The organism is Salinicoccus sp. RF5, assembly GCF_020786625.1.
Taxonomy (GTDB): domain Bacteria; phylum Bacillota; class Bacilli; order Staphylococcales; family Salinicoccaceae; genus Salinicoccus.
Map to the genome: position 1 here is coordinate 223,604 of NZ_JAJGRC010000003.1, position 23,737 is coordinate 247,340.

Sequence of the window (23,737 nt, forward strand, 5' to 3'; positions counted from 1 at the left end):
TTTTCAGCGGAATTTCAGCCGGTTGGCGGGGGTTCCGCTTTATTTGCCCTTTATTTCCGAGTGTTAATATAGGTATAATAAGTAAATGAAGGGAGAGTGGAATATGAAGAAATTATATTTATTTTTATTCGTATGTATACTGGCATTGGCGGGATGTGCGGACGACAGCAACGTGGAAGAGGAGACTGAGGAAGCGGGCGGTTCTGAACCGTCAGGTGAGGACGTTGCCTTCAGCCTGCAGGCATTGCCGAATTCACTGGATCCCCATGCGGCGAATGATGGCTATTCGCTGTATGTAATGATCAACATATACGAAACGCTGGTGAAACTGAACCAGGACCTGGAACTCGAACCGGGACTGGCGGAATCCTACGAGCAGCTGGATGATACGACGTGGGAATTCAAACTGCGTGAAGATGTGACATTCCACGACGGCAGTCCGTTCAATGCTGAAGTGGTCAAGGCGAATCTGGATCGTGTGCGTGACCCGGAAGTCGGGGCACCGCTTGAATTCCTGTTTACAGAAATCGATGAAGTGGAAGTGGTGGATGACTACACTGTGAATATACATACGAAAGGGCCGTTTGCAGCACTGCCTGCGCACCTGGCTCATCCGGGTGGCCATATGATCAGTAAGGAAGTCATCGACAGCGACTATGAAGGTATGGAATCAGGTGGAGATCCGCTGACTGAAGTCAATGCCAATCCGGTAGGAACGGGCTTCTTCAAGTTCGAGGAGATCGAGGAGGGCGACCACATCACATTGAGCCGCAACGAGGACTACTGGGGCGAACCGGCAAATCCGTCTTCCGTCACCTTCAAGGCGGTGCCTGAAGACGGTACGCGTATTGCGGAACTCTCGACAGGCGACGCGGACCTCATCTATCCGGTGAATCCGAGTGACGTGGCACAGATCGACGGTGCCGACGGTACACGGGTCGAGCAGCATGAGAGCGCAAGCATGTCGTATCTCGGCTTCAACCTTGAAAAGGAACCATTCGACGACCCGGTGGTAAGGCAGGCGATTGCGATGTCGATCGACAAGGAGGCCATCATCAACGAGATGCTGGAAGGCATACCGGCTGTGGCAGAGACACCCCTGAACCCGACAGTGAAGGGCTACAGTGACGATCTCGATCCAATCGAGTACGATAAGGAAGCCGCACAGGCACTGCTTGAGGAGAACGGCTATGGCGATGGGTTTACGGCTGAAATCATCGTGCGTGACCGGACGACTGCCGATATCGCAACGTTCATTCAGGAAGAGCTCTCCGACCTCGGCATCACGCTTGAAATCCGTCAGATGGAATCCGGTGCCTATCAGGAATATACCGCCAATGGCCAGCATGACATGTTCATGGGCAGCTGGGGCACGGTGACGCTTGATGCGGACTACGGGCTCTATCCGATGTTCCATTCCGACAACCATGGCGCACCAGGGAACCGGACACGGTATTCGAATGATGAAGTGGACCAGCTGCTGGATGCGGCGCGGACGGAGACGGATGAGGCGGCACGCATGCAGCAGTATGCTGAAGCGCAGCAGATCATCATCGACGAGTCCCCGCTTGTGCCGATCTATCATTCTGTGTTGCTTGCAGGCATCAATGATGAGCTGGATGGCTACTTCCAGTATCCGAGCAGCTTCCCGTATTTGAAGGAATTGGAATAATATTCTGCTCCCATCGTTTGGATGGGAGCTTTTATTATAATCTGGTATAGTGTAATGACATATGATTCTTGAAAGGATGATTGCATGAAGACATTGCTGTTGACGGGGTTCGAACCCTTTCTGCAGTTCAGGGAGAATCCGACTGCAGCTGCTGTGAAAATGTTCGACGGAGAGGTCATCGGGGACTACCGGATCACTGGCCGGGTCTACCCGGTTGCATTCGACCAGATCAACGAACTGATCACATCGGACATCGATGCTTTGAATCCGGATGTTGTGGTCAATCTCGGACTTGCAGGCGGCAGGCATACGATAGATATCGAACGCATCGCCATCAACTGCATCGATGGGCGGACGGACAACGAAGGCTTCACCCCGGATGGTGAGAAGATAGATGAGGCAGGGCCGGATGGGCTCTTCTCGACGCTGCCGGTCAAGCGTCTGGAGAAGGCTTTGAAGGCGAACCATATCCCAGCAAGGATTTCGAACTCTGCAGGGACGTACCTCTGCAACAATCTGATGTATTCATCACTGAATCATATAAGGCAGTCGGGAAAATCCACCCCGGCCGGCTTCATCCATGTGCCTGCCCATCACGAAATCGGGATGGAGCTCAATGTTTCGAGCTGGTCCCAGGATGACATAAACAAAGCAGTGGGCATCATATTGGGCAATATATGACAAGAATGTTCAGAGAAGGAGAAAGACAATGAAATTGGTACATGTAGAAAATTATGATGAAATGAGCATGCAGGCGGCACGTACCGTCTTCGACAAGATTACGGCGTCCGAGCGTGTGGTGCTCGGACTTGCCACAGGGTCGACACCGGAGAAGATGTACGACTACCTGGTGGATATGCTGAACAAGAACAAGGTGGACCTCTCGCATGTCTATACAGTCAACCTCGATGAGTACGTCGGACTTGACGCAGACCACCCGCAGAGCTACCACCAATATATGAACAGGATATTCTTCGACCGGATCGACATTCCGGAAAATCATACGTTCCTGCCGAATGGTGCGGCGGAAGACTTGGACGCGGAAGTGGCGGAGTATGAACAGCTGATTGCAGAACTCGGGGGTGTCGATCTCCAGATTCTCGGCATCGGCCGGAATGGACATATCGCATTCAATGAGCCGGGGACTGCCTTCGACTCGGAGACACATGTCGTCGATCTGACGGAAACGACTGTGAATGACAATGCTAGATTCTTCGATACGGTCGATGAAGTGCCGAAGCAGGCCATCTCGATGGGGCTCAGTACCATCATGAATGCGAAATCCATCATCATGATGGCTTCCGGTGAAGAGAAGGCGGATGCCATCACCGCAATGATGGAAGGGGAAGTGGATGAGTCGCTTCCGGCATCCATACTGCAGCGGCATCATGATGTGACCGTAATCGCCGACAGGAAGGCACTGAGAGAGGGATGACCAGATCCCGAAACGAGGGTTTAAGGATGACTGTACAAAACCATCAGCACCATCAGCTACCGGAGTTGGAAGCGGGTCTCGCATCATTGCCTTGTGAAACCGCAACCTTCGGCATGGGGTGCTTCTGGGGCCCGGATGCACGTTTCGGTGCACTGGCCGGCGTCCTCCGGACACGTACCGGCTACGCGGGTGGAACGACGGAAAATCCAACATACAAGGAGATGGGGGATCATACCGAAACGATCGAAGTGGACTTCGATCCGTCCATCATTTCCTATGAGGAGACCCTGCGCCATTTCTGGCGCAGCCATTATCCGAACCGGGACGCCTACAGGGGAAGGCAATACATCTCATTGCTGCGTTTCCATGATGAAAAGCAGGAAGCGGCAGTGGAGAGGATCAAAGGTGAGATGGAGGCTGAACTTGGCTTCTCCATTGAAACCGAGATCGCACCGTTTGAAGGGTTCACCCTGGCGGAAGAACGCCATCAAAAATACTATTTGAAGCGCTATCCGGGTGCGCTCAACCAGCTTGAGTGTATGGCCCCTGAACCGTCAATACTGACGGATTCCATTTTCGCAGCCCGTCTGAACGGTTTCGTGAAAGGCTTCGGAAACCGGGAGGCACTGCTGGAGGAAATTTCCGGCTGGCCCATCCGCCCTGAAGCGAGGGAGCAGCTGAAGGAAAAGCTCAAGCATATGAAATGGTAAAAAAAGGCATGTCCCCCCGGGGGACATGCCTTTTGAATGACGCTGCTATTCCTTCTTTATACGTTTCAAGTTCTTGAAGATGCCGTTCGATGTCGACAGCACACTGTTGCGGTAGATGCTTGCTGCAAGAAGTATGGCCAGTATGATCGATACGAGTAGTATGGCGACGCCGATCAGGAGCGGTGCCTGTCCCGTTTCCTCATGCATCGCACGGAGCGGCATGACGAATGGGGTGAAGAGCGGGAAGTAGCTGGATATTCTGACCAGGAGACTGTCCGCGCTGCCCCAGATGTTGAAGATGGCAATGTAGAAACCGATGAGCGAGAACATGGTCACCGGCAGCAGTGCCTGCTGCAGGTCCTCCATCCGGCTGATGAATGAACCGAGCATCGCCGCGATCGACAAGTAGAGGATGAGCCCGAGGATCAGGAAGATGACCGAGTAGATGATCATGGTGACCGTCTGGTCATTTGTCTCAAGGCCGAAATCGCTGATGATTTCACTGAAATCGAAGAGCTGTATCGCAATGAGGATTGCAATGATGAAGATGGCAAGCTGCGTCAGGCTGACTGAAATCATCGCGCTGATCTTTGCAAGCAGGTGCGTGACCGGTGCCACGCTCGAGACGATCATCTCGATGACTCTTGAGGTCTTCTCCATGGCCACTTCAGTACCGATTTGGCTCGCATAGTTGATGATGATGAAGAACATGACGATGACCGTTACATAGAAGACGACCGTATTCAGCGGATTGATGTCTGGCATTTCACCGCCTTCAGCTGCACTTTCTGAAGCTTCTCCATCTCCTTCGTCCTGTCCGGCAATATCATAGGTGATGTCCGGTGATGCATTGAGCCGCTCCGCATCCGCCTGAGTCAGGTTCAGTGACTGGATGGTCATCATCCTCTGCACCTGGCCGAGAGCCATCTCGATGTCGTTCATCTGGCTGCCGGGGATCTCCTGGTCGGCTTCAAGCGTCACAGCGAGCGGTTCTGTTCCATCGACCCGTAGCAGCGCTTCATTGGCGCCGGCGTCCCCATCATTTTGGGCGATGTCGAAGTCCGGCTCGATCGGTTCCATCACCGCCTCGAACTGGGCGTAGAACGCATCGTCGCTTTCGATATTGAGTGTGGTGATTTCTTCGGACGAATCGAAAATATTGATGATCTTGTCGAAGTTCGCCCCGACGAAGATCAGCAGGACGATGATTGCGGTACTGATCATGAATGATTTGGCGCGTACTTTGGACAGATAGGTCTGTGAAAAGGTTGCGAGGAATTTACTCATAGTTCATGTCCCACCTTCGAAATGAATATGTCATTGATGGATGGCTCGTTGACTTGGAATCTCTTGAAGTAGCCGAGCTTGACGATTTCATTGAAGATCGGCTCTGCATACTTTTCATCCTCGATCTTGAGGATGCTTTTCCTGCGTATCTGCTTCATGTCGAGGACGCCGGGCATGTTGCGCAGGAATTCGACGTCATGGTCGCCTTCGATGATGATCTCCTTCTGCCCGAAGTCGCTTTTGATCTGGTCGATATTGCCGCTGACCACCTGTTTCCCCTTATTCAGGATGCACAATGATTCGCACAGCTCCTCGACATGCTCCATGCGGTGCGTACTGAAGATGATGGTCGCCCCCCGCCGGTTCAGTTCCTTGACCGCGGTCTTAAGGATTTCCACATTGACCGGGTCGAGTCCGCTGAATGGTTCATCGAGTATAATCAATTTCGGATCATGGATGATCGAGGCGATCAGCTGGATCTTCTGCTGGTTCCCCTTGGAAAGTTTTTCTATGCGCTTGCTCCGGTTCTCCGGCACTTCAAACCGCTCGAGCCACTCGGTGAGCTTCGTATCGATGTCACGCTTCGACATGCCCTTCAGCTGCCCGAGATAGCGGATCTGCTCATCGACCTTCAGTTTCGGGTGCAGCCCCCGTTCTTCGGGAAGGTATCCGATTTCATTCGTAACGTTATAGTCGATTTTTCTGTCGTTGTAGGTGATGCTGCCTGATGAAGGCTGAAGCAGGCCGAGGATCATACGGAATGTCGTCGTTTTTCCGGCCCCGTTGCCTCCAAGGAATCCGTACATGCTGCCTGCAGGAACTTTAAGATTGATGTCGTCTACTGCAACCTGTCCGTTGAAGCTTTTGGAGAGGCCGTTCAGTTCCAGTGTCATAGGTGTATCCTCCTTAGTCATTATGATTTTATTTTACCATAGAGCATTATTGCAGGATAATATATACTGTAGAGCAAATGGGGGTGCGGTTGGATGGATAAAGGCAAGAGGGACGAAAAAGCATCGTTCAATGATTTCATGGGTCTGCTGAAGCGGACGGAACTGAATCGCGGATTGTTTGCGACGGGCATCATACTGACCCTGGTGGGGACGATCGGTTCGCTGATCGTTCCGCTTTTGACGCAGAGTTTCATAGACGGCTACAGTCCTGAAGTGTTCTCGACAGGACTTATTGCGCTGATCATCATGGTATTTGTGCTCAGCGCCGTCCTGGACGGGATCGCCTACTACATACTGGCGAAGATCGGCCAGACGATCATACTGAAGTTGAGGGAGAACGTATGGGACAAGTTCCTGAGGCTGCCGATCGGATACTTCGATCAGACGAAGAGCGGTGAATCGGTCAGCCGGGTGGTCAATGACACCGCCATCATCAAAGACCTGATCACCCGACACTTCCCGCAGCTGATCAGCGGAATCGTCTCCGTCATCGGGGCGGTGGTGATCCTGTTCATCCTCGACTGGCGCATGTCGCTGATCATGTTCATCGCGGTGCCGGTCTCGATCGTCATCATCCTCCCGCTCGGCAGGCGGATGAGCCGGATTTCGCGGGCGCTGCAGGATGAGACCGCAGCATTCACCGGCCTCATCCAGGAGACGCTCAGCGAGATGCGTCTCGTGAAGTCTTTCAATGGGGAGGCATTCGAACGGCAGAAGGGCAGGCAGGGGATACGCACCCTCTACGGATATGGAATGAAGGAGGCGGCGATCAACGCCTTCCTATCACCGATCATGAGCACCGTCATGATGTTTGTCATCATACTGATCATCGCGTACGGTGGACTCAGGGTTTCGGAGGGGACGCTTACGATCGGCACGATGGTGGCCTTTCTGCTCTACCTGTTCCAGATCATCATGCCGATGACGATGTTCGCCATGTTCTTTACGGAATACAACAAGGCGCTCGGCGCCACGGAACGCCTCATACTGATCCTCGGCAAAGAGGAGGAGCAGGGCGGGGCTACGGCATTCGACCAGCCGCTTGATTTCAATGTGCTTGAGTTTGAGGATGTCTCATTCGGCTATGACCCTGAAAATAAAGTGCTGCATCACGTCGATTTCACAGCACGGAACAGTGAAAAGGTTGCATTCGTCGGCCCGAGCGGCAGCGGAAAGTCGACCATATTCGCATTGATCGAGCGGTATTATGATATTGATGCCGGCCGGATCATGGTGGATGGCATCGACATACGGGATATCCCGCTTTCCCTGCTGCGGCGGCACATCGGCTATGTGGCCCAGGAGAGTGCCATCATTTCCGGAACGATCCGTGACAACATCACCTATGGCCTGACATCCGATGAATATACGGAGGCGGACGTCGAGCTGGCAGTCAGACGCTCCTATTCGCATGAATTCATCGGCGCCCTTGAAGAGGGGCTCGATACGGAGGTAGGGGAGCGCGGCATCAAGCTCTCAGGCGGCCAGCGCCAGCGCATCGGCATTGCGCGTGCCTTCCTGAAGAACCCGAAGTTGCTGATGCTTGATGAGGCGACGGCAAGCCTCGATTCGAGGTCCGAGCGGTTCGTGCAGGAGGCGCTGGACGACCTGATGGAGGGCCGGACGGTGCTCGTCATCGCCCACAGGCTGTCGACGGTCATCAATTCCGACCGGATATTCTTTCTCGACAACGGCCACATCACCGGTGAAGGCACGCATCAGGAACTGATGGCAGATCATGCAATGTACCGGATTTTTACGGAACAACAATTTGGATAAAGTGAAGAGGAATCTACCATGCGTCAATTATATGAAGCGTTTCAGCCGGTCATCCCGGTGTTCATACTGTTATTTATACTGGTCATCGCGATGACCCTCATCATACACAGGAAGTCCGGCTATCGGCTCGACACCATGAGGAAGCGGATGGATTTCCTCCTCTATCTTGGACTGATGATGACGATCATCGGCATTCTGCTGCTCACGCTGCTGCCGAGTTCGAATCCCGAGAAGGTGACCCAGTTCATCCCGTTCTACAGCATCATCGACACGTTCGAGTATGCGACGGACTATGCAATCATCAATTCGATAGGGATGAACATCCTCCTGTTCGTGCCGCTCGGTATGTTCCTGTACATTTTTACAAAGAGCGAATTCCTGACGACGGTGCTCGCCTGCCTGTTCTCGATCTTCATAGAGTTCCTGCAGTATGTGCTGCCGATCGGCAGAATATCCAATGTCGACGATGTCATCTTGAACACGGTGGGCGGCATCATCGGCATGATCCTCGGTCTCATATTCTCAAAATTGGGAATTGTTTATTATTTCTTTGGAGCGGGTAAGGGAAATAATAAGGATTAGGGGGGATGGAATATGCATAGGAAACTGAAGAGTCTTGAAGATGTGGAACTGTATAAGGATGAGGTAATCGGACCTGAACTGGTCGGTACCATCGAATATGAGAAGGATGGGGAACATTCCTTCTATGGTGCAATCATTCCAACCACACACAGGTTGTTCGTCAATATAAGGGAAGCGGATACGGTGAAGCATCATCCGGTGGAGTACAAGGAGATTACAGGCATCACCACTGAAAATCTGCTGATGGTCGGCAACATCATCCATATATGGATCGGCAACGAAATCATCATCAGCATGAAGAGCGTCTCTGACGGGAAACTGGACAAGTTCCTGAATTACCTCTATAAGCATAGGGCCCGCAGGCTGCGGCTGGATTCTGATGCATCAATCAGCCATACCCAGCATCATGACCAGCAGGTCGTATGATATTAAGACGAAGAATCAGGCACATGCCTGATTTTTTTGCGTTATGGTTCATTTTCTTTGGAAAATCCATTCGTGTATAATGGGGATGAATCAAAGGAAGAGGATGAATCGATGAAAACAAGACTTGTACTGATGGTGCTGCTCATTGGCGTCCTGTCGGCATGCAGCAGCTTCAGGGAAACCGGTGTCTCGGAAGATGGCTCAGTGCGGCAGATCATGACGGAGCATACGGAAGAGATAGAAATACCGGCCGAACCGGAGCGCGTGGTACTGCTCCGGCCGATAGATGCCGGCAATGCCAGCCTCCTCGGAGGCAATGTAGCGGGGGTGGTCGATGCCGTAAGGGATACGCGTCTGGCCGAAGAAGTCCTGGAGGAGGATGTGGCATACTTGGAGCATGGTGACATCGAGGCGCTGAAGGCGCTCGATCCCGACCTGATCATCACGTTCACTCCGGATGACCACCTTTTTGAATACCAGGAAATCGCTCCGACTGTGCAGATCAACTACAGCACCGCCGCATTCAGCCCCTTCAGGGACAGGCTGTATCTGGCACACCTCTATAATCTTGGTGTGATACTGAACAGGCAGGAGGAAGCGGAGACGCTCGGGGATGAATGGATGGAGGAGACGACCCGTCTGCAGCGTGAAGTGGGCGGTTTGACGGCGGACAGGAAAGCACTGGTACTCGTGGAAGGGCCGGATTCATATTACATATATGGCAGGCATTCGGCGTTCGGCACGGAAGCGGTGTATGATGTCCTTGGCTTCCAGATGGATGAAGACCTTGAAGAAGCGCTTGAAGATGGACCGGTGGAGGTTTCGATCGACGACCTTGACGGCTACGAGGCCGATCATGTCTTCGTCAATACCAAGCAACAGGATGATGGATTGGATACAGAGATCGCCCAGGTGATGGGCATCGATGAAGAAAATGTCATCATGCAGGATTATGACGATTACCGCCTGAACGATCTGATTTCGATTGAAATGCAGGCGGAAGATATAATAGAACGCATCAAACCGTAAGGGAGAGGACCATTATGGCACAGGACAGAGTATTCCCGGAGGAATTCGGATACCATTTTTCCAATGGGAACTTTGAACAGATATACAGACAGACGGTGCAGGATTTCCAGCTCCAGATGGATATGGAGACATTCCGGGAAGCCGCCGCTGATTTCAGCCGCAACGCCGGCAGCTTCGAACTGAAGCATTCGAACCAGCTTGAGCCGGGGATCAGGAGATACCAGTGGGTGGACACGGGCGACGCCAGGATGATCACCGTCGCCTACGACAGTGCAGGGGACATCATCGGCATCCAGTTCGACATCTATGAACAGTTCACTTCCGACCGGGAAGTGACGATAAACACGTACCGTCTGCCCTTTGAAGGAGAATGGTTTGTACTTTGGGGCGGGAACGACGCATTCCTGAACTACCACTATCCATATGAGCATCAGCGGTATGCCTATGACTTCATCCGCAAAGTGGACGGCTCGGCATTCGAAGGGGACGCGGAGATGCTCGAGTCCTACCATGCATTCGGCTCGAGCATCGTTGCCCCAAGAGGTGGGGAAGTCGTGAAGGTGGTGGATGATGCGGAGGACAACCTGCCGCACTACCCGAACATGTCGGCACCTGAAGGCAACCATATCATCATATCCCACGGCTACAATGAATATTCTCTGCTTGCCCACCTGAGGAAGCATTCGGTCACGGTGAAGGCAGGGGATACGGTGGAGACAGGGGAGCGCATTGCACAATGCGGCAACAGCGGCGCCTCCGATACACCGCACCTCCATTTCCATGTGATGGATGGCGTTGATCCCTATACTTCGAAGTCCATACGCATCCAGTTTTCCCCTTCCGGCGAACCAAGACAGGGAGACCGGGTCTGGGGCAGAAGCGGCCAATGATGATCAGGGCGAACGGGCCTTTCGATTATGGATTGGCCTATGACTTCATGGACCAACAGGATGACTGCCTTTACCAGACAGAGGCGGGCACCGTCAGGAAAGCAGTGGTGCTTGAGGGGGCGCGTGTGCTGTTTGAGGTTTCGGAAGGACCGGAGGACAACTCGGTGGAAGTGGCCATCCTCATGAATGAAGGAGTGCCGGAATCCCTCGTCAAGGACTATGTCACGGAATGGTTCGACCTTGAATATGATCTTGATGCCTTCTACCGCTTTGCCCGTGGGGACGATCGCCTCAGTCCTGTTGTGGAAACTCTGCACGGCTACCGCATGAACTGCACCGTAAATATGATGGAGGGGCTGCTCTGGTCGGTACTCGGGCAGCAGATCAACATGCGGTTTGCCTTCACATTGAAAAGGAGTCTCATCGAACACTTCGGCCACCATATTGAGTTTGAAGGGGAGCGGTATTGGCTGATGCCTGAAGCCCGGGAATTCCTGTCACTGGATGCGGAATCGATGCGCAGCATGCAGGTGTCCTATAGGAAAGCCGAATATATCCACCGCTGTGCCGCGGGCATCGAGGAAGGGACACTCTCAAAGGCGCATTTGGAACGGATGGCGGACTATGAGACGGCGCTTGCCCATCTTACAAGCTTCAAAGGCATAGGACCATGGAGTGCCAATTCGGTATTGATGCGTACCCTGAAATTCAGGAATGCCGTTCCGGTAGGGGACGCAGGCTTGAAGAATGCGATCCGGATGACGGATGACCTCGAGGAGAAGCCGGACCGGGCATACATCCAGTCGGTTACAGACACGTGGGGTGGTTATGGTGCCTACGCCACGCTCTACATGTGGCGTGTACTCGGCTAACGGCGGCTGCACAATAAGACCCACCATAGTCATATGGTGGGTCTTATTGCTGATATGATGGCGTCATTCTCCGTTCTCCCGCTTCAGGACGAGGACAAGGGAAACCATGCCGATGAGCACCAGGCCGACGATCATCAGACCGTGCATGGATGGGTCGACGATACCGTCCAGGAATACGTATATTGCGAATAGTGCAATGACCGTCAGCGTGAAGTTCAGCCATTTGATCGTATTTCGATTCATGCATCTGCTCCTTTTGTATAAACACCGAGTTTCTTTAAAAGCGCTTTTTATAATGATATCATAATAGTGAACAAAAATTAAAAGAGGAGGCTTAATGATGAACTATATTATGAGTGTGCAGCTACTTCCTCACCATCCGGAGTCGAATGATCTCTATAGTCATGTGGGCGGTGCGATTGAAATCATTGAAGAAAGCGGCCTGACGCATTTCGTCGGACCGATGGAAACGACGGTTGAAGGCAGCATCGACGAACTGATGAACCTGATCAAGAAATTGAACAGTCATCTTGCGAGCGAAGGATGCGACAAGGTCATATCGAACATTAAACTGATCCAGTCCGAAGAGGCAATCAAGATCAAGGACATCCTGTCTGATTACTACGAGTTCGATGATGAATAATTGCTGTTAAAAAGGACTGATATCCGTCATTTAAATCCTTATTATCAAGTGTATATGAGGAAGGACGATAGGTTAACGCCCACGCTCTTGAGCGTGGGCGTTTGTTATTTAAGTGTGTTTCCATTCACAGTTGGAAATCTGGTGATGTCTATCATTACTGTGGCAACGAACCGCGTTCGATTACGCCAGTCAGAAATCCGAGGTTCGGATAATCTTTCTCTTCCAATTGCTTTTTAACTTTTTCTACATCGTATTGTACACGTTGAATACCTATATTGAACTGCTCTTTATCCCCTTCCGCCATAAGGTAGGAAGCATGGTTCAAACCATCGAACGGCAATCCGACACTTCCTAAGTTAGCCACACATTTTCCATTGATATAACGGACATATGGAAGATGGATGTGACCATATAAGTAGATATCCGCTTCCTGGTTCTGCATCAGCTTCTCTTCCAGTGCCTTATCTGATTCTGTCGGTTTGACAACCTCAAAGAGACTTTCCGGTGTGGCATGGAAGCAATGTACTTTAATCTTATCTGTCAGATCAACAGTCACTTCTGATGGAAGGTTTCTTAAATATTCCATATTCTCATCTGATAACTGGCCGACCGCCCATTCCCGTTCTCCTCTCATGGTATCCAAAACCTGATCCGGAACTTCTCCATCCTTTATTCCACGGTGGAGCCATTCATCTGCATTGCCCTTTATGACTGCCGTATTCAAATTCCTGACCAGGTCGAGTGATTTCTTCGGTTCCGGGCCACGGTAGGAAATATCGCCCATTACTACAATCTTATCTGCCTTCTTCTTTTCAATGTCTGCCAGCACTGCTTCGAGCGCAGTTGCATTTCCATGTATATCCGAAACAAATGCAATTTTCATCATGAAACACCGCCTTTTGTTATTGTTACTTCCTCAAATTATATATCGTTATAGAAAAAGACATCAAGAAATTAAAATGAATGGCAGTTTCAGTTTTGATTCCATATATAAATTGTATTCGACCATAAAAGTAATCCCCGGAAGTTAGATTTCAGGTCCAACTTCCGGGGGATCAGCTCAAAATGATAAGATTCTTTTTGCTAGTGTCTAATTTATAAGATCCAGTGTGAAGTGTACAGAGTTTTCCTATTTGATGGGTTCACTCCGTATATGGAAGCGGACGCCACGGGGTCCCTCCACACTGAACATGCCGCCGATGCCGTCGACGACATCGAGGGTGAGGCGTGTATGCTTCCAGTATTCGTACTGGCGGTGATGCATGTAGAAGGGGACGCCTTCGACTTCCCCGAGCTTCACATCCGCATCACCGATGATCATGGTGCCTTCCTTCAGGCACATGGGGCTGGAGCCATCGCAGCAGCCGCCGGATTGGTGGAAGATGAGATTTCCGTGTTCCTCCTTGAGCTCCCGTATAAGGGACCTGGCCGCTTCTGTCGCGTCAACGGCCTTCAATTGTTCCATTTAGAAGAATCCTTTTGGAGACTCGCCGTAGCTGACGAGCATATTCTTCGTCTGCTGATAATGACTGAGCATCATCAGGTGGTTTTCACGGCCGATGCCGCTCATCTTATAACCGCCGAATGCAGCGTGGGCAGGGTAGTCGTGATAGGTGTTCACCCATACACGGCCTGCCTGGATGGCACGCCCGAACCTGTATGCCTTGTTCTGGGAGCGGGTCCATACGCCCGCGCCGAGGCCATACAGCGTATCGTTGGCAATGGCGATCGCTTCGTCATCGTCCTTGTATGTTGCGACAGCAAGGACAGGTCCGAAAATCTCTTCCTGGAAAATACGCATCTTATTGTCACCCTTGAAGATGGTCGGCTCGAAATAGTAGCCGCCTTCGATCTCTCCATCGACTTTCTTGATGCTGCCGCCTGTCAGCACCTCAGCACCTTCTTTCCTGCCGATGTCAAGATAGGAGCTGATCTTCTCCTTCTGTTCCTTGGAAGTCTGCGCACCCATCATGGTATTTTCGTCGAACGGGTTGCCGACCTTGATCTGCTCGACCCGCTCGATGACGCGTTTCATGAATTCGTCGAATATATCTTCGTGGATCAATGCGCGTGAAGGGCAGGTACATACTTCACCCTGGTTGAGCGCGAACATCACGAGGCCTTCAATCGCCTTATCGAGGAATCCATCATCTGCGTCCATGACATCCTTGGCAAAGATGTTCGGGGACTTCCCGCCAAGCTCCAGTGTGACCGGAATGATGTTCTGGCTGGCGTTCTGCATGATGATGCGTCCCGTAGTCGTCTCTCCTGTGAAGGCGAGCTTGTTGATCTTGTCATGTGTCGCAAGTGCCTGGCCGGCTTCGGAACCGAATCCATTCACCACATTGACGACGCCTTTCGGAAGGATGTCGCTGATGAGCTCCATCAGGTGCAGGATCGTCGATGGTGTCTGCTCTGCCGGTTTGAGTACGACGGAGTTTCCAGCAGCAAGCGCCGGTGCAAGCTTCCATGTCGCCATCAGAAGCGGGAAGTTCCATGGGATGATTTGTCCCACGACACCCAGCGGCTCGTGGAAGTGATAGGCCACGGTGTCCTCATCAAGCTGAGATATGCCGCCTTCCTGGGCGCGGATGGCGCCGGCGAAATATCTGTAGTGGTCGACGACGAGCGGCAGGTCGGCGTTCAACGTCTCCCTGACGGCCTTGCCGTTCTCGAAAGTTTCAAGTACGGCAAGTTCTTCGAGGTTCTGCTCGATGCGGTCCGCAATCCTGAGCAGGATGTTGCTCCTCTCGGTCGGGGAGGTCTTTCCCCATTCCTCCTGGGCCTTATGGGCAGCTTCGACCGCCTTATCGATATCCTCCTTTGTGGAACGCGGTACTCTTGAGACGACTTTGCCGATGACCGGAGATTCGTTGTCGAAATACTTTCCGTTTACCGGCGGCACCCATTCCCCGCCGATGAAGTTCTCATACTGTTCCTTGATTTTGTATTGTGCATTCTCTTTATGTGGAAACTCATATACCATTATGCATACCCCCTGTTTAATGTACCTTCATTTTATTCCAATATTGAGATGTTTGCAAGCGCTTACATTTATGGAGTTTGGCTGAATGCAAGTTTTCGATTATAATGGGTCTACAGTTTATGAGCGGAGTGATGGAATTGGGGAAATGTCCGTATTGCAGTCATGAGTGGACGTATAAGGAGAAGCTTCTGGGATATGCACTGAAGCCGCGCACGCGGATCAGATGTCCCAGGTGCAGGGAATATCTGGAGCCGTCGACATTGACGCTCATCTATGATTATATCGCGATCATCGGCCTGGCCATGATGGTATTCCTGCTGATCCCGATCATGGGCTGGCCGGTATCGATATCGGTCGGGTTGAGTGCGCTGCTGCTGGTGATCTATATGGCAGTGTTCCTGCCGCTGACGATACGCTTCAAGAGATACAGCTATAACATGAAGGAGTGAAGGTGGACCCCGGTCCATCTTTTTTTGTCAACTTGCTTATATCTCCCACTGTGTTAATATAAGACAGTCTTTTGAAATGGAAAATAAATTTATACGAGGTGAAGATATGAAGAAATTTCGATTGATGGACTGGCCGACATTCATTGCGTCACTATTGATCCTGCTGTCGGTGGTCGTCCCGCTCATCGTTTTCCCTGAAGCGAGCCGGAATACGATCCTTCAGTTGAATGAATGGGTGACCACGGGACTTGGGGCGGTGTATCTGGCAGTCGGTCTTGCGGTATTCTTTTTCGTCCTCTATATCGCATTCGGCAAATATGGACAGGTGACACTCGGTAAGGAATCCGATGAGCCTGAATTCGGCACTTTCAGCTGGGCGGCCATGCTGTTCTGTGCGGGTATCGGCTCGAGCATCCTGTACTGGGGCGTCATCGAGTGGGTCTACTATTATCAGGCACCACCGTTCCATCTGGATCCTGCAAGCGAAGAAGCGATCAATTATGCGACTACATATGGAATATTCCACTGGGGACCGATCGCGTGGGCGATATATGTACTGCCCGCTTTGCCGATCGCATACTCCCTATACGTCAAGAAAAGACCGATACTGAAGATCAGTCTGGCATGTGAACCGATACTCGGGAAATATACCACCAGATGGCCCGGAAAACTGATCGATGTGCTGTTCATCTTCGGTCTGCTGGGCGGTGCTGGTACGACACTCGGCCTTGCGACACCGATGATTGCAGCAGGTATGGAATCACTGTTCGGCATCGATGGGGAAGGGGCGGCCCTGCGGCTGGGAATCCTGATTGCAGCGACGGTAATCTTTGCGGTCAGCTCCTACTCGGGACTCAAGCGCGGCATCAAAGTGCTCAGCGACATCAACCTGTGGCTGACCTTCATTCTGCTTGGGTTCGTCTTCATCGTCGGACCGACGGTCTTCATCATGGAGACGACGGTTTCAAGCGTGGGCCTCATGATCAAGGACTTCTTCAGGATGGCTACATGGCTTGAACCGTTCGGCGGCTACGGCGATGTGCCTGAAACATCGTTCCCACAGAGCTGGACCGTGTTCTACTGGGCATGGTGGCTCGTCTATGCGCCATTCGTCGGGCTCTTCATTGCACGAATTTCGAAAGGCCGCAGGCTGAAGGAGGTCGTGCTCGGCACACTGCTTTATGGTACGCTCGGCTGTGCGCTGTTCTTCGGCATCCTCGGAAACTACGGCCTATGGCTGGAACTTTCCGGAACATTCTCCGTCACGGAAGTGCTCAATAACCAAAGCGGGGAAGCGGCAATCATGGCAGTCATCGGCCAGCTGCCATTCGGCAAGCTGACCACAGCGGTATTCGTACTTACTGCACTCATCTACCTGGCGACTACATTCGATTCCGGTTCCTACATCCTTTCTGCAACGACTCAGACCGAAGTCGATGGGGAGCCGTACAGATGGAACCGCCTCTTCTGGGCATTCGCACTATCCGTACTGCCGTTCTCGCTGATGCTCATCAGCGGTGAGGACTCACTCGGCCTGCTGCAGACGGCATCCATTGTGGCCGGTGCGCCTCTGATCATCATATTCGTCATGCTGATGATATCGTTCATACGGACGCTCGGTGACGACCGGGTCAAACTCGAAGAGCGGCATAGGGCACATAAGGAAAAAGAAAGAAGAACACTCTCCATTTCGTATGCCAAACGAGACAAGTGGTGGGAATAGGATAGATAGGAAAAGCTCCGGAATTTAAAGTTCCGGAGATTTTTTGTGTGGAATGGGCTGGCGGGGGAGTATCGGATGTTAACTCGCACTCGGAATCGCTGCGACTGCAAGTTGGAAGGCTAACTCACACTCGGACCCGTTGCGACTGCAAGTTGGGCTGTTCATTCCTACCCGCAATCCAACTTAGAAATACATCTTTCCGTCAATGATGGTGTGCTTCAGGTCGGCATCCTCATCGTAGATGACAAGGTCGGCATCGGCGCCTTTCCTGATGACACCTTTTGAATCGGTTAGGCCGAGTTCGACTGCCGGATTGTAGGCGCTCATCCTGACGATGTCGGTCCATCCGCAACCTGTGAATTCACGCATGTTCCTGACGGCCTGCTTCATGGTGAGTACGCTGCCCGCAAGTGTGCCGTCAGCGAGCCTGGCTTCTTTTCCGGCCACATGGACGGTCTGGCCGCCGAGGTCATATTCGCCATCAGGCAGCCCCTGGGCCCGCATGGCATCGGTGATCATGACGAGGCGGTCGGGGGTGATGACATCGAATGCAAGCTTCACCATTTCTGGAGTCGAATGGATGCCATCTGATATCAGTTCCACATAGGCGTCCGACATGTAGGAGAATCCGACGGTGCCGGGTTCACGGTGATGAAGCCCGCGCATGCCATTGTATAGGTGGGTCACATGGGAGAGGCCGAGTGCCTGGGCCTGCTTCAAGGTTTCAAATGTAGCGTCGGTATGGCCAGCGGAAGGGATGATGTCGAGCGCCTTCAATGCATCGAGGAATTCCCCGTCATCTTCTTCGGGGGCATAGGTGATCAGGCGGATCTGATTTCCGGAAATATCCTGCAGATGATGGATGGCTTCCCTGTCCGGAACAAGTATATGTTTTGGGTCCTGGGCGCCAGGATGCTTCTTTGAAATGAAGGGCCCCTCCTGATGGATGCCGAGCATTCTGGCACCGGCGACATATCTATAGTCTGCAAGGTTCATGAGGGCCCGCTCGATGTCCTCAAGCGGCGCAGTCATTGTGGTGGCAAGGAAGGAAGTCGAACCGGTTCCCGGCAGGTGTGCCGAAATCTTTTCTATATATTCCATGTCTGCATCCATGGCGTCCACCCCGTCTGCACCATGGATGTGCATCTCTATGGCACCGGGCAGTACATTCATCCCTTTGGCATCGACAACCTCCCCGACGTCTGGACAGCTTTCCATCGGGCCGAAATCTTCAATCCTGCCATCGGTGCACAGCAGCCAATGGTCCTCAAGCCTCTCTTCATGTGTTGTCAGGCATGCATTTTTAATCAGGAGCCGCATAGTCCTTTCATCCTTTCCATAATCATTTGTAATCTTATTATAGTATATATGAAATAAATTCCTATACATTGGTGCATAGGCATGTGCTATATTGGATGTAAGCATTTACATAAAAAGGGTGAAGGAGGATTTACATGTTACGTTATATTCAGAATATGGGACGTGCTTTCATGCTTCCGGTGGCAGTGCTTCCGGCAGCGGCGCTTCTGCTTGGTATCGGCTACGCGATCGACCCCGAAGGGTGGGGCGGCGGCAGCGCCATTGCCGGCATGTTCATCAATGCAGGCCTCGCGATACTTGACCATCTCGCGATTCTTTTTGCAGTGGGACTCGCCTTCGGCATGTCGAAGGACAAGAATGGGGCGGCGGCACTTGCCGGCCTCGTGTCATTCCTTGTTGTGACGAATCTTCTGAGTGCAGATTCCGTGGCACTGCTGCGCGGTGTTGAAGTCGAAGAGGTCGGGGAGGCCTTCGGCGTCATTGAAAACAACGTCTTTCTCGGAATCATCACAGGTCTGATCAGTGCAGCACTCTACAACCGCTTCAGCGGCACGAAACTGCCGGATTATCTGGCATTCTTCAGTGGACGGCGTGCCGTTCCGATCATCGCAGTGTTCGTCATGATCCTGCTCAGCGGCATACTCTACTTCGTATGGCCGCTGCTCTACAACGGATTGTTCAGCTTCGGTGAATGGATCAGTGGAATGGGTGCCCTTGGGGCCGGCATCTACGGATTCTTCAACCGTCTCCTGATTCCGACGGGTCTGCACCACGCATTGAACTCGGTGTTCTGGTTCGATACAGTCGGCATCAACGACATCGGCAACTTCTGGGACAATGCCGGTGAACAGGGCATTACGGGACGCTACCAGGCCGGGTTCTTCCCGATCATGATGTTCGGCCTGCCGGGTGCGGCGCTTGCCATGTACCATACGGCGAAGACGGAATACAAGAAGGCGGCGGGCTCGATCCTGCTTGCTGCATCGCTGACGGCCTTCCTTACAGGTGTGACGGAGCCGCTTGAATTTTCATTCATGTTCCTGGCACCATTGCTCTATCTGGTGCATGCACTCCTGACAGGCCTTTCCCTGTTCATTGCAGCGTTGTTCGAATGGACTGCGGGGTTCGGCTTCAGTGCAGGGCTGATCGACTTTGTACTGAGTACACAGGTACCGATTGCCAACCAGCCATATATGCTGCTCGTCCAGGGCCTCGTGTTCTTCGTCCTCTACTACTTCATCTTCCGGGTCATCATCAAAGCGATGGACCTTAAGACGCCGGGACGCGATGATGCGGTGCTGTCCGCAGAAGCGCCGGCCGGAACAGAGGAAGGGGAGGACCTCAAGACTGCCCATGATGACAGATATTCCCGCAAAGCCGACCAGATCCTGATCGGCCTCGGCGGCAAGGACAACATCGATACGGTCGACTATTGTACGACACGCCTCAGGGTGAATGTCCATGATGATTCATTGATCGATGAAGATCAGATCAAGTCATCAGGGGCCCACGGCATTGCGAAACCAGGCAAAAATAATATCCAGGTCGTGGTGGGGACGGAAGTCGAACATGTTGCTGAAGAAATGAAGCGTCTCCTATAGATACATGCAGGGCACCTCTTGGAGGTGCCCTGTTATATTCTCTACCGGTTTAGTATATAATGGAGGAAAGAATGCATGGAGGAGGAGCTTGATGTTTAATTTTCACCATCCAGTCGAGATCAAATTTGGGGAAGGGATCATTTCCCAGATCAATGAAGTTGCAGAAGCCAAAGACTACAGCCGCATCATTGTCGTCTCTTCGAATTCCCAGATGAAGAACGGTACCACAGAGTTCATCAATACACAGCTTGGCGAGCGCGTAAAAGCGACCGTTTCCGACATCGAACCGAATCCGACCCTGCAGAATGTCGGCACAATCGTAGACGCGATGAACCAGCATAATGCCCACGCCGTAGTGGCCGTCGGGGGCGGATCAGCCATGGATGCCTCGAAGGCTGCCGCTGCTGCATACATGCAGGGGATTGCGATGGAAGACCTGCTCGAACATGACGACTTTACACGGGCACTGCCGGTCATAGCGATACCGACCACAAGCGGTTCAGCATCCGAAGTCACTGCAGCCAGCATCATCAGCGACAAGGAAAAGGAACTTAAAGTGCCATTGATCGGTCCGGCACTCTATCCGCAGACGGCCGTGGTCGATCCCGAGCTGACACTGACATGTCCTCCGGGCGTCACTGCGGTATCGGGGATAGACATCCTCTGCCATGCGCTCGATTGCCTGGGGTCGGTCAAGCACAATCCTGTATCCGACGCATTGGCGATCCGTGCGTCGAAGCTCGCATTTGAAAATCTGCTTGCTGCTTATACGGAGCCATCCAACAGGGAGGCACGGAATAATCTCTCCCTGGCGAGCATGCTGGCAGGAATGGCGTTCAGTCAGACCGGCACTTCGGGCTCGCATGCAACGAGCTACTACCTGACTTCCCATTACGGGGTGCCGCATGGCGAAGCGTGTGCATTCACGATGGATGCATGGTTTGTGATCAACGCAGAAGCGCACCCTGAACTTCAACAGCACGCCAGAGACATTGGTTTTGATGATGCTGAAGCATTGAGTGAAGCATTCAATGCCTTGAAGCGTGAGATGGGGCTTGCGATGACATTCGAAGACCTCGGCATCAGCCGGGAGGATATTCCGCAGATTGCAGAAGAAAGCATGCAGCCTGCAAATATGAAGAATAATATTGCACAGCTGTCCAAAGATGAAATTATCGGGATGCTTGAAAAGAAATAGGGGTGATGCCATGAAGAAGCGTGTCTGCCTGGTATTTTTCCTATCAATCCTAATGATGGCGGGGTGTGGCGGCATGGAAGAAAAGTCGGACTATCTGGTTGGTGTCAGGGGAGAGCTGACTGAAGAAGACCTCGATTCGGCCGGTCTGGAACCTGATGATGTCAAACAGCGCTTTTCGATGATGAAGGTGTATGTCATTTCAATGTCGGAAGAAGAGGCCGAGAAGATGGAACGCTTGGATAAGGTGAATTATGTCGAACTGGACCAGGAAGTGAATGTGCCTGATCCTCCGGGTGAGAAATGACTTCGATGAAGCCTGATATCCGGCGGCCCGAACCGAAAGACGCACCAGCCATCGCACGGATCTGCCGTAACGGATGGAAACAGACGGTGGAAGGTCTGCTCTCCCGAAGCCACCAACATGAAACCGTCCAATTCTGGTATGGTGAAAAGAAGGTCATGCAGGATATCGGAAGAGGCCGCTACAGCTATGTAGCCGAACTCGATGGTGCAGTGGTGGGCGTAATCGGAGGCGGCAGGGCTTCCGTCCGGAGCGGGGAGATATATGTATTCTATGTGGATGAAGCCCATAGGTATAAGGGCATCGGTCGAATGCTCCTTGACCGCCTGACGGAGGATCACAGGAATAAAGGTCTGGTGGAGCAGTGCGTTTCCGTGCAGGAGGGCAACCGGCATGGCCAGCCCTTCTATGAGGCCAGGGGCTTCGAGTACATCGGAAAGAAATCGCAGAGGACGGGAACGGGTGAAGTGCAGATTTCACTGAGGTTCAGACGTCATATATAAGAAGCGCTGGGGCAGATGATCTACCCCAGCGCTTCTATTTCCTCCCTGGCAATCTGTATATGGTATTCCAATTTGTCGTCCAAGTCTTCGAGCAGGAATGCAGCTTCGCATTTGGTCAGGTGCTCTCTGGCAGGCTTGGGGTCCCTCAACGCGATGTAGATCAGTGTCATCAGGTGATGTGTTTTGCCCAGATAGAACATGGAGTTGTTTTCCTGGATGCGGATGAGCAGTTTGTAGCATACTTCCAGGGCTTGGACATAGGATGCACTGTTATAGAGGCATATTGCATAGCCGTAGTGGAGCTGCTTGATCATGAAGCGTTCGAAACCGTCCACACGGGGGAAATCGAGAATGCGATTTCGGTGCTTATGGAAGAGGGTGAGGGCCTCATCATACCGATCCATAATGAGATAAAGGTCACCCAGGGTGTTGATGATCTCGAGTTCCAGCGACTTTATATTTTTGGCTTCCTCCATTAGTTCGAGGAGGATCTTTTCGGCCTGCACATACTTATCGTCGTTCCTTAAGTCGATTGCCGTGTATGTGCGGTAGAGCCGGTCATAGTTGCGGTATTTCAGATCGAAGCTGGGCTTTTCATTAATCGTTTTCTTGGCATCCTGAAGGGTCTGTTTGAGCATCTCCGGATGCTTGAAATAGACATAGTCCCGCAGCTTGTCGAGATAGTAGTCGATCAGAGCATATTCGGATTCTTCATCTATGAACAGCGTCTGCATGCTGATGCTGAGGCGCTGGCACAGTTTGTAGAGCACTTCCGCTGTAATTGCCGTATCCCCCCGTTCAAAACGGTAGATCGTCGTCATCCCACATATCCCCTCGGAAACTTCTTTGTGGGTCAGACCTTTTTGTTGTCGAATTTCCTTGAAGCGTTCATAATATCTCATCGGTATCCTCCCCAATCAATTGAATGTTCACAATTTTTGCATATGTGAATATTGATAGAATATTTGGAATGCTGCATAATATAGTTATAAACATCGAAGGTGGTGATGGCATGAAAAAGATTATCAGTGCTTTGGTAGTGAGTACAATTCTATTGGGCTCATTCTCAGCAGTCAATACTTCTACAGCAGAAGCGAGTGTTGTAAAAGGTGGCTATGAAGAAGTTGGGACTTTCGGTAAAGGTTCCGGTTATCTTCCTGATGGAAGGCCAGCCCCTATCGGTGTTTATTAGCAACTTCTAGTAAGTTCATTTTTTCCTTACCCTTAATTGGATTCCCTCTGCCCCGAAATGCACCCGACCTCTTAATAATTTTGGGCAGAGGGTCTTTTTTTTGTTCCAAATGAGGTCAGGTTAAATTTTTTAGGACATGATAATAATACCATATACTATATATTAAACTCGACTGTGAAGGGGAGA

The 23,737-nt window shown here is 51.9% G+C and carries 26 protein-coding genes; 18 read left to right on the forward strand and 8 right to left on the reverse strand.

The window, feature by feature from the left end; genetic code table 11:
- Window positions 1–103: 103 nt before the first annotated feature.
- From LLU09_RS10320 to msrA, 4 genes are all read left to right on the forward strand, one after another.
- The gene (locus tag LLU09_RS10320; RefSeq protein ID WP_228311672.1) at window positions 104–1,672 is read left to right on the forward strand and encodes a glutathione ABC transporter substrate-binding protein; all 1,569 of its coding nucleotides are present in this window, start codon (window positions 104–106) and stop codon (window positions 1,670–1,672) included.
- Window positions 1,673–1,756: 84 nt separating this feature from the next.
- A complete protein-coding gene (locus LLU09_RS10325; protein WP_228311673.1) occupies window positions 1,757–2,353 on the forward strand; it encodes a pyroglutamyl-peptidase I in 597 nt (198 codons plus the stop codon).
- 28 nt (window positions 2,354–2,381) lie between these two features.
- Window positions 2,382–3,107, forward strand: coding sequence for a glucosamine-6-phosphate deaminase (nagB, locus tag LLU09_RS10330; protein ID WP_228311674.1), 726 nt, complete (start codon window positions 2,382–2,384; stop codon window positions 3,105–3,107).
- A gap of 26 nt (window positions 3,108–3,133) precedes the next feature.
- Window positions 3,134–3,817 (forward strand): peptide-methionine (S)-S-oxide reductase MsrA, encoded by a 684-nt coding sequence (gene msrA, locus LLU09_RS10335; protein WP_228311675.1) that lies wholly within the window; start codon window positions 3,134–3,136, stop codon window positions 3,815–3,817.
- A gap of 45 nt (window positions 3,818–3,862) precedes the next feature.
- On the opposite strand, the gene LLU09_RS10340 is transcribed toward msrA, so the two are convergent.
- Both LLU09_RS10340 and LLU09_RS10345 read right to left on the reverse strand, forming a co-directional pair.
- The gene (locus LLU09_RS10340; protein WP_228311676.1) at window positions 3,863–5,104 is read right to left on the reverse strand and encodes an ABC transporter permease; all 1,242 of its coding nucleotides are present in this window, start codon (window positions 5,102–5,104) and stop codon (window positions 3,863–3,865) included.
- Window positions 5,101–5,997: an ABC transporter ATP-binding protein gene (locus LLU09_RS10345; protein ID WP_228311677.1), complete on the reverse strand. Its 897-nt coding sequence runs from the start codon at window positions 5,995–5,997 to the stop codon at window positions 5,101–5,103. Before LLU09_RS10345 ends, LLU09_RS10340 begins: the two co-directional genes overlap by 4 nt.
- Window positions 5,998–6,090: 93 nt before the next feature.
- Here LLU09_RS10345 and LLU09_RS10350 point away from each other — a divergent pair, with 93 nt between their 5' ends.
- From LLU09_RS10350 to LLU09_RS10375, 6 genes are all read left to right on the forward strand, one after another.
- On the forward strand, window positions 6,091–7,836 hold the full coding sequence (locus LLU09_RS10350) for an ABC transporter ATP-binding protein (protein WP_228311678.1): 1,746 nt from the start codon (window positions 6,091–6,093) through the stop codon (window positions 7,834–7,836).
- Window positions 7,837–7,854: 18 nt separating this feature from the next.
- On the forward strand, window positions 7,855–8,418 hold the full coding sequence (locus tag LLU09_RS10355; RefSeq protein WP_228311679.1) for a VanZ family protein: 564 nt from the start codon (window positions 7,855–7,857) through the stop codon (window positions 8,416–8,418).
- A 12-nt stretch (window positions 8,419–8,430) separates the two neighbouring features.
- Entirely contained in the window at window positions 8,431–8,844 is a 414-nt protein-coding gene (locus LLU09_RS10360) for a hypothetical protein (protein WP_040106451.1), read from the forward strand.
- A gap of 111 nt (window positions 8,845–8,955) precedes the next feature.
- Window positions 8,956–9,873, forward strand: a complete 918-nt coding sequence (locus LLU09_RS10365; protein ID WP_228311680.1) for an ABC transporter substrate-binding protein — start codon at window positions 8,956–8,958, stop codon at window positions 9,871–9,873.
- Window positions 9,874–9,887: 14 nt separating this feature from the next.
- On the forward strand, window positions 9,888–10,763 hold the full coding sequence (locus LLU09_RS10370) for a M23 family metallopeptidase (protein ID WP_228311681.1): 876 nt from the start codon (window positions 9,888–9,890) through the stop codon (window positions 10,761–10,763).
- Window positions 10,760–11,635, forward strand: coding sequence for a DNA-3-methyladenine glycosylase family protein (locus LLU09_RS10375; protein ID WP_228311682.1), 876 nt, complete (start codon window positions 10,760–10,762; stop codon window positions 11,633–11,635). Before LLU09_RS10370 ends, LLU09_RS10375 begins: the two co-directional genes overlap by 4 nt.
- 63 nt (window positions 11,636–11,698) lie before the next feature.
- Here LLU09_RS10375 and LLU09_RS10380 read toward each other — a convergent pair whose 3' ends face one another.
- Complete coding sequence (locus LLU09_RS10380) at window positions 11,699–11,878, reverse strand: hypothetical protein (protein WP_040106448.1); 180 nt, start codon at window positions 11,876–11,878, stop codon at window positions 11,699–11,701.
- A gap of 97 nt (window positions 11,879–11,975) precedes the next feature.
- On the opposite strand from LLU09_RS10380, the gene LLU09_RS10385 reads away from it, so the two are divergent.
- On the forward strand, window positions 11,976–12,278 hold the full coding sequence (locus LLU09_RS10385) for a thiamine-binding protein (protein WP_040106447.1): 303 nt from the start codon (window positions 11,976–11,978) through the stop codon (window positions 12,276–12,278).
- 154 nt (window positions 12,279–12,432) lie between these two features.
- Here LLU09_RS10385 and LLU09_RS10390 read toward each other — a convergent pair whose 3' ends face one another.
- The 3 genes from LLU09_RS10390 to exaC form a co-directional block, all read right to left on the reverse strand.
- Window positions 12,433–13,164 (reverse strand): metallophosphoesterase family protein, encoded by a 732-nt coding sequence (locus LLU09_RS10390; protein WP_370632502.1) that lies wholly within the window; start codon window positions 13,162–13,164, stop codon window positions 12,433–12,435.
- 243 nt (window positions 13,165–13,407) lie between these two features.
- Window positions 13,408–13,743, reverse strand: coding sequence for a DUF779 domain-containing protein (locus LLU09_RS10395; protein WP_040106446.1), 336 nt, complete (start codon window positions 13,741–13,743; stop codon window positions 13,408–13,410).
- Window positions 13,744–15,264, reverse strand: a complete 1,521-nt coding sequence (exaC, locus tag LLU09_RS10400; RefSeq protein WP_228311683.1) for an acetaldehyde dehydrogenase ExaC — start codon at window positions 15,262–15,264, stop codon at window positions 13,744–13,746.
- A gap of 104 nt (window positions 15,265–15,368) precedes the next feature.
- Here exaC and LLU09_RS10405 point away from each other — a divergent pair, with 104 nt between their 5' ends.
- Together LLU09_RS10405 and LLU09_RS10410 are read left to right on the forward strand one after the other, a co-directional pair.
- Window positions 15,369–15,713: a hypothetical protein gene (locus tag LLU09_RS10405; RefSeq protein WP_228311684.1), complete on the forward strand. Its 345-nt coding sequence runs from the start codon at window positions 15,369–15,371 to the stop codon at window positions 15,711–15,713.
- 106 nt (window positions 15,714–15,819) lie between these two features.
- Window positions 15,820–17,436 (forward strand): BCCT family transporter, encoded by a 1,617-nt coding sequence (locus LLU09_RS10410; RefSeq protein ID WP_228311685.1) that lies wholly within the window; start codon window positions 15,820–15,822, stop codon window positions 17,434–17,436.
- A gap of 183 nt (window positions 17,437–17,619) precedes the next feature.
- On the opposite strand, the gene nagA is transcribed toward LLU09_RS10410, so the two are convergent.
- On the reverse strand, window positions 17,620–18,756 hold the full coding sequence (gene nagA / locus LLU09_RS10415; protein WP_228311686.1) for an N-acetylglucosamine-6-phosphate deacetylase: 1,137 nt from the start codon (window positions 18,754–18,756) through the stop codon (window positions 17,620–17,622).
- Window positions 18,757–18,890: 134 nt separating this feature from the next.
- On the opposite strand from nagA, the gene nagE reads away from it, so the two are divergent.
- The 4 genes from nagE to LLU09_RS10435 all read left to right on the forward strand — a co-directional run bounded on the left by nagE (window position 18,891) and on the right by LLU09_RS10435 (window position 22,359).
- Window positions 18,891–20,357 (forward strand): N-acetylglucosamine-specific PTS transporter subunit IIBC, encoded by a 1,467-nt coding sequence (gene nagE, locus LLU09_RS10420; protein WP_228311687.1) that lies wholly within the window; start codon window positions 18,891–18,893, stop codon window positions 20,355–20,357.
- Window positions 20,358–20,448: 91 nt separating this feature from the next.
- Window positions 20,449–21,555 carry an iron-containing alcohol dehydrogenase gene (locus LLU09_RS10425; RefSeq protein ID WP_228311688.1) on the forward strand — a complete coding sequence of 369 codons (1,107 nt, stop codon included), beginning with the start codon at window positions 20,449–20,451 and terminating at the stop codon, window positions 21,553–21,555.
- Window positions 21,556–21,565: 10 nt separating this feature from the next.
- Window positions 21,566–21,859, forward strand: a complete 294-nt coding sequence (locus LLU09_RS10430) for a protease inhibitor I9 family protein (RefSeq protein WP_040106440.1) — start codon at window positions 21,566–21,568, stop codon at window positions 21,857–21,859.
- Entirely contained in the window at window positions 21,856–22,359 is a 504-nt protein-coding gene (locus LLU09_RS10435; protein WP_228311689.1) for a GNAT family N-acetyltransferase, read from the forward strand. Before LLU09_RS10430 ends, LLU09_RS10435 begins: the two co-directional genes overlap by 4 nt.
- Window positions 22,360–22,379: 20 nt before the next feature.
- Here the strand turns inward: LLU09_RS10435 and LLU09_RS10440 are convergent, their stop codons facing one another.
- Window positions 22,380–23,261, reverse strand: a complete 882-nt coding sequence (locus tag LLU09_RS10440; protein WP_228311690.1) for a helix-turn-helix domain-containing protein — start codon at window positions 23,259–23,261, stop codon at window positions 22,380–22,382.
- A 110-nt stretch (window positions 23,262–23,371) separates the two neighbouring features.
- Here LLU09_RS10440 and LLU09_RS10445 point away from each other — a divergent pair, with 110 nt between their 5' ends.
- The gene (locus LLU09_RS10445) at window positions 23,372–23,551 is read left to right on the forward strand and encodes a hypothetical protein (RefSeq protein WP_228311691.1); all 180 of its coding nucleotides are present in this window, start codon (window positions 23,372–23,374) and stop codon (window positions 23,549–23,551) included.
- Window positions 23,552–23,737: the final 186 nt, after the last annotated feature.